At 70.4% G+C, this 12432-nt stretch carries 8 protein-coding genes and 1 pseudogene; 4 read left to right on the plus strand and 5 right to left on the minus strand.

Annotated features, from left to right (window positions below):
* Nucleotides 1–79 precede the first annotated feature (79 nt).
* The 3 genes from AC1P0E_RS03395 to AC1P0E_RS03405 are packed head-to-tail and all read left to right on the plus strand — an operon-like array spanning nucleotide 80 to nucleotide 3328.
* Nucleotides 80–1489, plus strand: coding sequence for a hemolysin family protein (locus AC1P0E_RS03395; protein ID WP_482740660.1), 1410 nt, complete (start codon nucleotides 80–82; stop codon nucleotides 1487–1489).
* Nucleotides 1486–2508, plus strand: coding sequence for a hemolysin family protein (locus tag AC1P0E_RS03400; protein ID WP_482740661.1), 1023 nt, complete (start codon nucleotides 1486–1488; stop codon nucleotides 2506–2508). The genes AC1P0E_RS03395 and AC1P0E_RS03400 overlap by 4 nt, the downstream gene beginning before the upstream one ends.
* A 40-nt stretch (nucleotides 2509–2548) precedes the next feature.
* The gene (locus AC1P0E_RS03405) at nucleotides 2549–3328 is read left to right on the plus strand and encodes an SGNH/GDSL hydrolase family protein (protein ID WP_482740662.1); all 780 of its coding nucleotides are present in this window, start codon (nucleotides 2549–2551) and stop codon (nucleotides 3326–3328) included.
* Nucleotides 3329–3523: 195 nt separating this feature from the next.
* On the opposite strand, the pseudogene AC1P0E_RS03410 reads toward AC1P0E_RS03405, so the two are convergent.
* From AC1P0E_RS03410 to AC1P0E_RS03425, 4 genes and pseudogenes are all read right to left on the minus strand, one after another.
* Nucleotides 3524–4703: pseudogene (locus AC1P0E_RS03410) on the minus strand (glycoside hydrolase family 1 protein).
* A gap of 28 nt (nucleotides 4704–4731) precedes the next feature.
* Nucleotides 4732–6486, minus strand: coding sequence for a glycoside hydrolase family 3 protein (locus AC1P0E_RS03415; protein ID WP_482740663.1), 1755 nt, complete (start codon nucleotides 6484–6486; stop codon nucleotides 4732–4734).
* Nucleotides 6483–8789, minus strand: coding sequence for a glycoside hydrolase family 78 protein (locus AC1P0E_RS03420; protein ID WP_482740664.1), 2307 nt, complete (start codon nucleotides 8787–8789; stop codon nucleotides 6483–6485). The genes AC1P0E_RS03415 and AC1P0E_RS03420 overlap by 4 nt, the downstream gene beginning before the upstream one ends.
* Nucleotides 8790–8839: 50 nt before the next feature.
* Nucleotides 8840–10309 carry an MFS transporter gene (locus tag AC1P0E_RS03425; protein ID WP_482740665.1) on the minus strand — a complete coding sequence of 490 codons (1470 nt, stop codon included), beginning with the start codon at nucleotides 10307–10309 and terminating at the stop codon, nucleotides 8840–8842.
* A 253-nt stretch (nucleotides 10310–10562) separates the two neighbouring features.
* Between AC1P0E_RS03425 and AC1P0E_RS03430 the strand changes: the two genes are divergently transcribed.
* A complete protein-coding gene (locus AC1P0E_RS03430) occupies nucleotides 10563–11186 on the plus strand; it encodes a TetR/AcrR family transcriptional regulator (protein ID WP_482740666.1) in 624 nt (207 codons plus the stop codon).
* 261 nt (nucleotides 11187–11447) lie between these two features.
* Here AC1P0E_RS03430 and AC1P0E_RS03435 read toward each other — a convergent pair whose 3' ends face one another.
* Entirely contained in the window at nucleotides 11448–12419 is a 972-nt protein-coding gene (locus tag AC1P0E_RS03435; protein ID WP_482740667.1) for a PDR/VanB family oxidoreductase, read from the minus strand.
* Between the last annotated feature and the right edge of the window lie 13 nt (nucleotides 12420–12432).

The following is a 12432-nucleotide window of genomic DNA, read 5'->3' on the forward strand; positions in this document are numbered from 1 at the left end:
CGCCCATGGGCGAGCCTCCCAGTAGTCGACATCGCGCACTCCTCCCCACCCTGCCGGATCATGGGACGGAGGTGAACCGATGACCGAAGTGCTTCTACTCGCCGTGGCCGTGCTGCTCTCGCTCGCCTGCGGGGCCTTTGTCGCGGCGGAGTTCTCGCTGACCACGATCGAGCGCGGCGATCTCGAGCGCGCCGTGAAGCGCGGCGAACGGGGCGCGGCGAGCGCCCTCAAGGCCGTACGCAGCCTTACGTTCCAGCTCTCCGGCGCCCAGCTCGGCATCACCGTGACCAACCTCCTCGTGGGCATGCTCGCCGAGCCTTCGATCGGCAAGCTGATCCGCGGTCCGCTCGAGGACATCGGCCTGTCCCGCTCGACTTCGTCGTCGGTGGCTCTGGTCATCGGTACGGCGCTGTCCACCGTCGTCCTGATGGTCGTCGGCGAGCTCGTGCCGAAGAACTGGGCGATCTCGTCGCCGCTGGGCGTGGCGAAGGTGGTCGCCGCCCCGCAGCGGATGTTCAGCCTTGCCTTCCGCCCGCTGATCAGCCACCTCAACGGGTCGGCGAACCGGATCGTGCGGCGCTTCGGCATGGAGCCCGCCGAGGAACTGGCGTCCGCCCGCAGCCCGCAGGAGCTCGTCGCCCTGGCGCGGCACTCGGCAAGGGAGGGGGCGCTGGAGGCCGACACCGCCGAGCTGTTCGTACGGACCCTCAATCTGGCGGAACTGAACGCGGAGAACGTGATGACCCCGCGCGTCCAGGTCACCGCACTCGACGTGCAGGCCACCGCGGAGGACGTCGCGAATGCCACCCGCGCGACCGGTCTTTCCCGCTTCCCCGTCTACCGGGGCAGCCTCGACTCGGTCGTCGGCATCGCGCACATCAAGGACGTACTGACCGTGCCCGCCGAACGCAGGCCCTCGTACCCCGTCTCTTCCCTGCTGCGCGAGCCGCTGCTCGTACCGGAGTCGCTGACCGTGGACCGGCTCCTCGACCAGCTGTCGGGGAAGCAGACCATGGCCGTCGTCATCGACGAATACGGCGGCACGGCGGGCGTCGTGACGCTGGAGGACATCGTCGAGGAGGTCGTCGGCGAGGTACGCGACGAGCACGATCCGCACGAGACCCCGGACCTCGCCCAGGCGGGCGAGGACGCCGACGGGCGGGTGCTGTGGTCGGCGGACGGCGCCGCCCGGACGGACCAGCTGGAGCGGGTCGGGCTGCGGCTGCAGGAAGGCCCGTACGAGACGCTCGCCGGGCTGGTCGCCAACGAGCTGGGACGTATCCCGGCCGTGGGCGATCGCATCGAACTGGCCGGGTGGCAGCTGGACGTGGTGGACGCGGCAGGACGGCGCGCGGCGCGTGTGCTGTTGCACGCGCCACTGCCGGGCGAATCCGCCGGCTCCGACTCCACCGGCTCCGGCTCCGGCTCCACCGACTCCGCTGACTCCGCCGGCTCCTTCGGCTCCCGGGAAAAGGAGGCCGGGCGATGACCGCGGTCCAACTGCTCATCGGCCTGCTCACGCTCGTCGTCAATGCCTTCTTCGTCGGTGCGGAGTTCGCACTGATCTCCGTACGCCGCAGCCAGATCGAGCCGGCGGCGGAACACGGGAACCGGCGGGCGCGCAGCGTCCTGTGGGGACTCGAGCACGTCGCGGCGCTGCTCGCCGCCGCCCAGCTGGGCATCACGCTGTGCACCCTGGTGCTCGGTGTGGTCGCCGAGCCGGCCATCGCGCATCTGCTGGAGCCGGTCTTCCACGCCGCCGGCGTGCCGGACGGGCTGACGCACCCCATCTCGTTCGTCATCGCGCTCGCCGCGGCGACGTATCTGCACATGCTCTTCGGCGAGATGGTGCCGAAGAACATCGCGCTGGCCGAGCCGGTCAGGACCGCGCTGCTGCTCGGACCGCCGCTGGTAGCGCTGTCCCGAGCGCTGCGGCCGGTGATCTTCTCGATCAACGCCTTCGCCAATACGCTGCTCAAGCTGCTGCGGGTGGAGACCAGGAGCGAGGTGTCCGCGACGTTCACGGACGACGAGCTCGCCCGGCTGGTCACCGACGCGGGCCACGCGGGCCTGCTCGACGACCGCGCGGCCGAGCGGCTGCACGACGCCCTGGAACTGGGCCGGCGCCCGGTGCAGGACGTGGTCATGCCGGTGGAGCGTGTGGTGTTCGCTCAGATGGGGACGACGCCGGAGGACCTGGAGCGGCTGTCGGCCGAGTCGGGGTTCTCCCGCTTCCCCGTGCTGGAGGGCCTGCGCATCCTGGGCTACCTGCACGTGAAGGACGCGCTGGACGCCGCACCGCGCGATGTGCCGTTCCCGGTCTCCGCGCTCCGCCCGATCGCCCGGGTGCGGGCGGCCACGCCGCTCGACGACGTGCTGACGGCGATGCGGCGCAGCCGGACGCATCTGGCGGCGGTACTGGGCGACGACGGCAACCCGGCGGGGCTCGTGACGATGGAGGACGTGCTGCGCGAGCTGGTGGGCCGGCCGGGCCAGCGGCAGTCGTAACTTCGAAGTCCGCGCCGCGGCGGGATACCATCGCTCCGCCATGGAATTGAATGCCACCTACACCAGTCTTGTCGCGGTCGGCGACTCGTTCACCGAAGGCATGTCGGACAGCCTGCCCGACGGCTCGTACCGGGGCTGGGCGGATCTGCTCGCCGCCCGGCTCGCGGCGGGCACGCCCGGTTTCCAGTACGCGAACCTCGCCGTACGCGGCAAGCTGATCGGCCAGATCGTCGCCGAGCAGGTCGATGTCGCGGCCGCCATGCAGGCGGACGTCGTGACGCTGGTGGGCGGGCTCAATGACACGCTCCGGCCGAAGGTCGACATGGGCAGGGTGTGCGGACTGCTCGAGGAGGCGGTCGGCAAGCTGTCGCCTTCCTGCAAGCAGCTGGTGCTGATGCGCAGCCCCGGCCGCAACGGTCCGGTGATGAAGCGCTTCCGCCCGCGCATGGAGGAGCTGTTCGAGTTCATCGACGGGCTGGCGGCGCGGCACGGCGCCCTGGTGGTCGATCTGTACGGCGTCCCCGTGCTCGGCGATCCCCGGCTGTGGCATGTCGACCGGCTGCATCTGACGGCGGAGGGGCACCGGCGGGTCGCCGAAGCGGTGTGGCAGGCGCTGGGGCTCGCGTCAGAGGACGACTGGCGGGCGCCGCTGGCACCGGGCGTACTGCCAGGCTGGGCGGCGCGGCGCGTGAGCGACCTGCGTTTCGCGCGCGAGCACCTGGTGCCGTGGATCGGGCGACGCGTCACGGGGCGGTCCTCGGGCGACGGGCGGCCGGCCAAGCGCCCCGACCTGCTGCCGTACGAGACTCCGCCGTCGTAGCGTCGCAACTGGTCGTGCCAGGGGGCGGAGGCGGCGGTGGGTGTGATGGGGGCGCCGATGAAGGGCCAGTCGTCGTGGGTCCAGGTGACGGGGGCGAGGAGGAAGGTCCCGCGGCCCAGGGTCTGCCAGGAGGGAAAGGCGCCCCGGAGGCGGACGCCGAGGTGGACCATCCACCAGGTGCCGTCGGGCCGACCGTCACTCGGCGAGGTGACCGGTGCGGGCGACGGTGCCGAGCCAGTGGGCGCTAGGCTTGGGAGTGCGGGTGAAGTGGTGGCGGTCGACGGCGACCAGGCCGAAGGTGGGCTTGTAGCCGGCGACCCATTCGAAGTTGTCGAGCAGTGACCAGTGGATGTACCCGCGTAGGTCGATGCCGTCGTCCATGGCGGCGCGCAGGCCGTGCAGGGCGGTGCGGGTGTAGTCGATGCGGCGGGTGTCGTCGGCGGTGGCGATGCCGTTCTCGGTCACCAGGATCGGTACGCCGCTGGTGATCTGCCAAGCGTGGCGTACGGCCTGTTCCAGGGCCTGGGGGTAGTACTCCCAGTCGGTCTAGGTCTGCTCGCTGGTCTCCAGGACGGGCAGGGGGCCGTCGGGGCCGATGACGGTGCGGGTGTATGCCTGTACACCGATGAAGTCGTCGCCCCTGGCGGCTTCGAGGAAGAAGTCCTCACGCTCTCGAAACCAGGTGGCGGCCGCCTCATCACCGCCGGGTGCGGCCTGGACGACCTGGCTGGCTATCGTCCAGCCGACCGCGATCCCGGACTGGCCGTGCAGGATGTCCACGGCGCGGGCGTGGGCGGCGACCAGAGCGTCGGCGGTCGGGCGGTGGGGGGCGGGCATGACGCCGGTAAAGGCCGGCTGTTCGGCGGAGAGCATGTGGAGTTGGGCGGTCGTGGCGGCGAGGTGGGCTCGTTGATGGTGCAGACGTACGAGACGCCCCCGGCCAGGATGGGCAGGACGGTCTCGCAGTAACGGGCGAAACGGTCGGCGGAGCCGGAGGCGGCCCATCCGCCGGCTGCGGTCATCCAGCGTGGCACGGTGAAGTGCTGCAAGGTGACGACCGGTTTCAATCCGCGTTCGCGACAGCCGGCGACCATGCATCGGTAATGGTCGAGCGCGACGCGGGAGACTTCACCGGGGGCTCGATGCGGCTCCACTCCAGGGAGAACCGGTAGGTGTCGAGGCCGAGACCGGCGACGATGTCCAGGTCCTCCTCCCAACGGTGCCAACTGTCGCAGGCGTCTCCGCTGGGCTCGGAGAAGAAGGTGTCGGGGCGGTGTTCCATCTCCCAGAAGTCGTTGTTGACGTTACCGCCCTCCACTTGGTGGGAGGAGGTAGCGGCGCCCCACAGGAAGCCGTTGGGGAAGGCGCTGTTCATACGAGGCTCCTTGTCGTTCAGGGTGGGTTCACGCGGTGGAGTCGGCGGCATATCGCAGCCCGTGGCCGAAGGGGTAGAGCGGATCGGCGCTCTCCTGCGGGACGTCCGGACGGCCGGCCGCGACCTCGGCCATGGAACGGGGAAGTTGGAACGGCAGCGTGCCCTGCGGGGCCGCCCGGCCGAACAGGATGTCGAGCAGCGCCCGGTCGCCGGCGCCGTAGGCGGCGAACAGCGCGGCGCAGCGTTCGGCGATCTCCGGTATGACGGCGGGCCGTTCGAGGTGGATGGTGACGACGGTGGGCACCGTGTCGAGCAGGGCGAGGATCTGCTTGAGGCGGTCTTGGTCGAAGTCGAGCCGGCCGGCGTGGAAGAAAGACTCGAACAGGCCCGGGCGGGCCTCGTAGGGGGTGTTCAGACGTAGCACCGCGAGGTCGGCCTGGCTGGGGTCGGCGATGATGTCGGCGTATTCGGCGGCCACGGCCGGGTCGACGCCCTCCACGTACAGCCGGGGGCGGCCCGTCAACGGCAGTACGCCGGCACGGTTTTCGAGCAGGGTCAGCGAGCGGCGCTGGGCGGCCTCACCGGCGGTGCGGAAGTCGGCGCGGCCGACGATCTCTTCGGCGGCGTCCGGGTCTACATAGCGGCAGCCGTCGAACAGGCCGAGGCGGAACTTCTCGGCGAGCAGGCGAGTGACGGAGGCGTCGAGGCGGGAGTCCGCCAGCCGTCCGTCGCGGACGAGTTCCACGATCAGCTCGGGGCATGCTTCGCCGCCGATCTGGTCGGCGCCGGCGTGCAGCACCTTCAGTGCCCGCTCCTCGGGCGTGAGGTGTTCCACGCCCCAGGCGCGGGCGGCGTGCATCTCGCCCATGACCGGACCGTCGTTGAGCAATCCCCAGTCGGTGCAGACGATGCCGTCGAAGCCCAGCTCCTCGCGCAGCAACCCGGTGATGATCCCCTTGTTGAAGCCGAAGCCGACCTCTTCGTGCCCGGTGCCGACCGGCATGCCGTAATACGGCATCATCTGCGTGGCCCCGGCGGCGATGGCCGCCTTGAACGGCTTGAGGTGGTAGTCGAAGAAACCGCCCGGGTAGACCTGTTCCCTGCCGTAGGGGAAGTGCGGGTCCTCGCCGTCCTTCTGCGGGCCACCGCCGGGGAAGTGCTTGACCATCGCTGCCACGCTGTCTTGGCCGAGCTGGTCGCCCGGACCCCGCAGGCCCTCGATGTACGCGGCGGCCATACGGGAGGTCAGGTCGGCGTCCTCGCCGAAAGTGCCCGAGATACGGGCCCAACGCGGTTCGGTGGCCAGGTCGATCTGCGGGTGCAGGGCGACACGCAGACCGACGGCCAGGTACTCGCGGCGCACGGTGTCGCCGTACCGGCGAACCAGCTCCACGTCATCGGTGGCCGCCAGGCCGAGAGCCTCGGGCCACTGCGAGAACGGGCCCGCCATCATCGCGGTGCCCGGGTTGTCGGTGAACGCGTGGCGCGGATCGGTGGACAGCGTCACCGGGATGCCGAGCCGGGTGGCGGCGGCCTGCTCCTGGAGGCGGTTGTGGAGCTCCGCCATCTCGCGTGGGGTGCCCGCGCCCAGCAGGTTGAAGTGCGTCATGAGCTGGTCGGACATCATCTGCTCGGCGGTGAGGCCGACGGGTGCGGGGTTCGCTCCGATGCCTATCGCGTGGTGGAAGAGCAGCCCGGCCTTCTCTTCCAGCGTCATACGGGGCAGCAGGTCCGCCACCCGTTCTTCGACGCTGCGGCTGGGGTCCTGGTACGGGTGGGTCACTGCTGCTCCTCGGTGGTGCGGTGGGGGGCGTGGAAGGTGTGCGTGCCGGGCCCGACCTGGGTGGGCTCGGCGCCCGGCAGGTCGATGGTGGCCTCGGTGCCCTGGGGGACGGTCACTGTGACCGTCAGCCGGCCGTCGGTCAGGCGCCACGCCACCTCGGCCCGTCCGTACGGTGTCTCGTGCACGGCCTTGGCCCAGGTGAGGCCGCCGCCGGGGCGGGGCCGGACGAGCAGGCGGCGGTAGCCGGGGGCGGAGGGGGCGAGACCGGCGACGGTGCGGTGCAGCCAGTCGGCGATCGCGCCGAGCGCGTAGTGGTTGAAGGAGGTCATCTCTCCGGGGTTGACGCTGCCGTCGGGCAGCAGGCTGTCCCAGCGCTCCCAGATCGTGGTGGCCCCCATGTCCACCTGGTAGAGCCACGACGGGCAGGAGCGCTCCAGCAGCAACCGGTACGCGGTATCGGTGTGGCCGGTGGCGGTGAGCGCGTCACACACCAAAGGGGTCCCGAGGAAGCCGGTCCCGATGCGGTGGCCACGCGCGGCCACCAGTGCGGCCAGCCGGTTCCCAGCCTCGGCTCGCTCGGCGTCGTCCTGGAGCAGATCGAAACCGAGGGCGAGGGCGTAGGCGGTCTGGGTCTCTTCCGTCAGGTGGCCGCCGCGGGTGTGGAAGCGGGCTCGGAAGGCTTGCCGTACGGCATCGGAGAGTGCGTGGTAGTGCTCGGCGTCGTCCTTCTTCCCCAGTACGTCGGCGGTGCGGGCCAGCAGTCGGGACGAGTGCGCGAAGTAGGCGGTCGCGACGAGTTGGGAGGAGGTCGTCGCCCCGCCGGGGTCGTCGGGGGATGCAGTGGGGTCGAGCCAGTCGCCGAACTGGAAGCCCTCGCCCCACACGTGCGTGGAGCCGGCGATCCGGTCGACGGCGTCGACCCAGGCGCGCATGGACGGGTACTGGGTGCACAGCACCTCGGTGTCGCCGTACCGCTCGTACAGGACCCACGGGACGATGACGGCGGCGTCGCACCAGCCGGCCATCGGGGGGTTGCCGGGAGGCATCGGTACGGGGATGTTCAAGGGGATGGCAGGGCTGATCACCGGGGGGATGCCGTCGGGGTCCTCGGTCTGGTCCGCGACGAGGTCGCGCAGCCAGGAGCGCAGGAAGTCCTTGGTGTCGTAGAGGAACGTGGCGGTGGGGGCGAAGACCTGGATGTCGCCGCTCCAGCCGAGGCGTTCGTCGCGCTGGGGACAGTCGGTGGGAACACCCAGGAAGTTGCCCCGCATCCCCCAGACCACGTTCTCGTGCAGCCGGTTCAGCGACGGATCGGAGGACTCGAACCAACCGGTCCGGCGCAGGTCGCTGTGCAGGACCACAGCGGTGACGTCACCAGGGGTGAGTTCGCCGGGCCAGTTGTCGATTTCGGCGTAGCGGAAGCCGTGGAAGGTGAAGCGGGGCTCCCACTGCTCGCCGTCGGCGTCGCCGCGCAACGTGTAGCGGTCGGTGGCCGTGGCGCCGCGCAGCGGACGTAGGCACAACTCGCCGTCCTCCAACACCTCTGCATGCCGCAGAGTTACGGTGCGACCCGCCTCACCGCGGACGCGGATGCGTAGCCTGCCGACCAGGTTCTGGCCGCAGTCGACCAGGACCCGCCCGCTGGGGGAGGTGGTCACGGCCACCGGGGCGAGGCACTCGACGCGCCGTACGGGAGGGCTGTCGGCCGGGAACAGCACCGAGGTGTCGAAGTCCACCACGCGCACCGGATGCCAGTGCGTGTCGTCGAAGCCCGGTTCGCTCCAGCCGGGCAGCTCCCGGCGGGCGTCGTATGCCTCCCCCTCGTACAAGCCGGCGGCGGTGACCGGACCGGCCGCCGCGCGCCAGCCCGGACCGGTCGTGACCGTCTGGACGCTGCCGTCGGCGTACTCGATCCGCAGCTCGGCGAGCAGCCCGGTGTGCGGTCCATAGATGTCACGGTTGCCGCCGTTGAAGCCGAGCAGGCCCCGGTACCAGCCGTCAGCCAGGTGCGCGCCCCAGGCATTGTTGGGACCGGGGCTCAGCATCCGGGTCACGTCGAAGGACTGGTAGCGGTGGCGATGCTGGTAGCTGGTCCAGCCCGGCGCCAGGACGTGGTCACCGACCACGGCTCCGTTGAGATGCATCTCGTACACCCCCAGGGCGGTGACCCTCAGCTCCGCCTGTCTCACCTGGCCGCTCACGGTGAACGCCTCACGCAGCAGCATGGCCGGGCGGCCCGCCGTACCCGGTGGCTCTTCCCGCCAGGCGGGGGTGATGACCTGAGCGGTCCAGGTGTGTGGCATGTCTGCCTCTCTCGGTGTCGGCGGGGCGGAGGCCGTCGGGGGAGGGCCGTTCAGGCTGCGGGGGCGGCGTCGGTTTCCGCCGGATCCCTCAGTGCGGGGATGAACAGCGATATCGCCAGGGTCAGCGCGGTGAGCAGCGCTCCGGTCCAGAAGAGCCAGGCGTAGCCGCCGTCCTGGTAGAAGGCGGTGCCGTCCACGACGGTGCTGTGTGTCGCGAGGGCGGCGAACGAGAGGGCGGTGACGATGGCGCCGAAGAAGTTGATGCCCATGTTGAGCATGCCGCTGCCCAGCCCCTGCTCGTCCTTGGACACCACGCCGACGACCAGCGCCGGAGCTCCCGCGACGACGAGGCCGGAGCCGAGGTTGGCCAGGCACGAAGTGAGGATGAGTTCGGTCTCATTGGCGTGGAAGAAGCCCACCAGGCCGTAGCCGACCGCCATCAGGGCCAGCCCCGCCCACCAGATCAGCCGGGCATCGACGGTGCGCAGGAGGCGGCTGGCAACGATTCCGGTACCGAACATCACCACGTTCCAGGTCACGCTGACGACGGCGTTGTGCTGTGCGGTCCACCCAAGACCGGCGGAGACGCCGGGGATGTGCGGGTAGAGGGCGAGCAGGATCGCCATGCCCGGCATGGTGTACGCGACGGCCTGAGCGAGTCCGCCGCTGACGAGGACCAGGGCGACCGGGCGTCGGCTGAGTACCTTCAGGTCCAGGATCGGGTGGGCGCTGGAGCGCTCCACGAAGAAGAAGGCGACCAGTGCGACCAGGCCGGCGGCGAGCCAGCCGAGCGTTTTGGCGTCGGCCCAGCCCCAGCTCTGTCCCTGGCCGACCGCGTAGACGACCGCGGTCAGAGAGCCGCCAAGGACCAGGCCGCCGAGCCAGTCGAAGCCGGGTCGGAAGTCGTGCTGTGGGGTCTGGGGCACGAGGAAGGCGATCAGTGCGAAGCCGACGGCGGAGGCCGCGGCGAGGAACCACATCACACCCTTGTAGCCCCAGCCGTCGACCAGCCAGCCGGCGAGGAACGGCGCGGCCAGGGCCACCAGTCCGACGCTGCTGCCCAGGATGGCGCTGGCCGGCTTCACCAGCCGGGCGGGGAAGGTGTCCCGTACGGCGGGGAAGGACAGGGCGGCGAAGGGGCCGTAACAGCCGGCGATGGCCCGTCCGACCAGCAGAAGCCAGAAACTGCCCGCCATCGCGGCGATGACGTCTCCGAGGACCCCCAGGCCGGTCATCACGAGCATGAGCCGCTTTTTGCCGTACCGGTCACCCAGTTTCATCACAAACGGCGTCAGCAGCGTCGAGACGAGGACGACGGTCAGACCGAACCAGGCCACGTGCGTGGTGTGGAAGCTCTGCGCCACGCTGGCGGTGGCATTGGCGCCCAGGATGCCGGCGGCGGCCAGCAGCTGGGTCGGCCAGATGAGCGCGATGAGTACGGCGACCAGTCGCGGGGTCCATCTCGCGGTGTCGTCGGACGAGACTGCGTCGAGCGAGGGGCTGGCAGACGTCGGTGTCATGAAGCCGCTCCTTTCGCGAACAGGGAGGGTCGGGTTCGTGCCTGGCACGGCAGGCCGTCAGCCAGGGCTCGTATTTGGCCGCAGGCGCGAAACGTTCCCTCGCTTTCGGATGATGATGAGGCCAACACTTAGTGCACGCTAGGCATTGGCAGAGTGACGCACATCACATGACTGAGTGCGTCGAGGCGCCCCCTGTCATGCGGCAGCGACGCTTCCGTGGGAGCCGGCGACGGCACTCGGTACGGTTGTGCGCATGGGGACACCACGGGGGCCGCGCGGCGGCTACACAACAGGGCTGGCCAGGCGCAACCAGATCCTTGAGGCCGCGCTGCTGCGCTTCGGCCAGGACGGTTACCGCAAGACCTCACTGGCTCGCGTTGCCCGCGACGCCGGCATCACCGACGCCGGACTGCTCCACCACTTCCGCGACAAGCAGCAACTCCTGCTGGCCGTGGTGCAGTACTGGCACGAGCGGCTCGATGAGCAATGGGTACGCGTGCCCGACTCCGTACGGGACGCCTTCCGCTGCCACCTGGAAGACACCGCCGAATCACTGAACATGCCGGGGATCCTCGAACTCGCCGTCGTGATCGGCGCCGAGGCCACCGCACCGGACCACCCCGCGCACGAGTTCTTCTCCCACTGGCAGGAAAAGGGCGTACGCGAACTCGCGGACCGCCTGCGCGCCGGCGCCGAGTCCGGTGAACTCAAAGCGGGCCTGGACCACGAGAACATCGCCCGGCAGTGCGCGGCGCTCGACGCCGGACTACGGCTCCAGTGGCTGGCCGGCGGGCGCTCATTCGACCTGATCGCCGTGATGCGCTCACACCTGGACCGCCTGATGAGCACGATCGCGGCCGACGGCGAGGGGCTGTAGCGCTCAGACGGAATCGACGTAGGCGGCTACTTCCACCGGAGCGCACCGAACACTTCGAGTGGATGGCCGGCTACCGGCCCGCCTTCGGTCTGGGGGCAGTCGACCGCACCACCGACGGCGCGGTGCGGCTGATGGAGTGCCTGGAGGGGGCGAGCAGTACGAGAAGCTGTCAGCGCCGGGCACTCCACGGCCCTCCGCACGCGGTTGGCACGGCGCCGCGGTCTCATGGTTATGCGGTGGACTCCCGTCGGTGCTGGTGGGTCACAGATCCAGGACGAGGCGCGGGCAGGCGGAGCGCGAGACGCAGATGAACATCGTGTCGTTGCATGCCTGCTCGGCGGGGGTAAGGAGGGAGTCGCGGTGGTCCACCACCCCGTCGAGGACCGCGGTCTCGCAGGTGCCACAGGTGCCCTCCTGGCACGAGGACAGGACCTGCACGCCGGCCTCCTCGACCGTCTGGAGGACGGTCTTGTCCGGCGGGACAGTCACCGTGATGCCGCTCCGGGAGAGTTCCACCTCGAAGGAGGTCGATGGGGCCTCGTCCTCCCGCGCCTTCGGCGTGAACCGCTCGATGTGCAGCGTGCCCTCCGGCCATGAGGCACACCGCCGCTCCACCGCATTGAGCAGGGGCTCGGGACCGCAGCAGTAGACGAGGGTGCCGGGGGCGGGGCTGCCGAGCAGCCCGTCCAGGTCGAGAAGGCCGGTCTCGTCCTGGGGGCGCAGTTCCACCCGGTGGGGGTGGTCCTTGGTGAGCTGCCTGGCGAAGGCCATGGTGGCGCGGCTGCGTCCGCCGTACACCAGCCGCCAGTCGGCGCCCCGCTGCTCGGCGGCGGTGATCATCGGCAGGATCGGGGTGATGCCGATGCCGCCGGCGATGAACAGGTAGCGGGGGGAGTCGACCAGTTGGAAGTGGTTGCGGGGGCCGCGCACCCGGACCGTGTCGCCCTCGGCCAGTGTGTCGTGCACGTGAAGGGAGCCGCCCCGGCTCGCCGGCTCGCGCAGCACGGCCACTTGAAGGAGGGAAGTGTCCCCCGGGTCGCCGCACAGCGAGTACTGCCGTACCAGGTCGGGGCCCAGCACCAGGTCGATGTGGGCGCCCGGGCTCCACGCGGGCAGCCGCTCGTTGGAGGGGTGGGCCAGGCTGAGCCGGACGACGCCCTCGGCGAGGGGCTCCTTGCGCATCAGGGTCAGGTCGAGTTCGACCTCGGTGCGTTGAGGGCTTGTGATGGTCATGGTGGTTCTCTTT

The organism is Streptomyces sp. TRD_SC_5 (assembly GCF_056836825.1).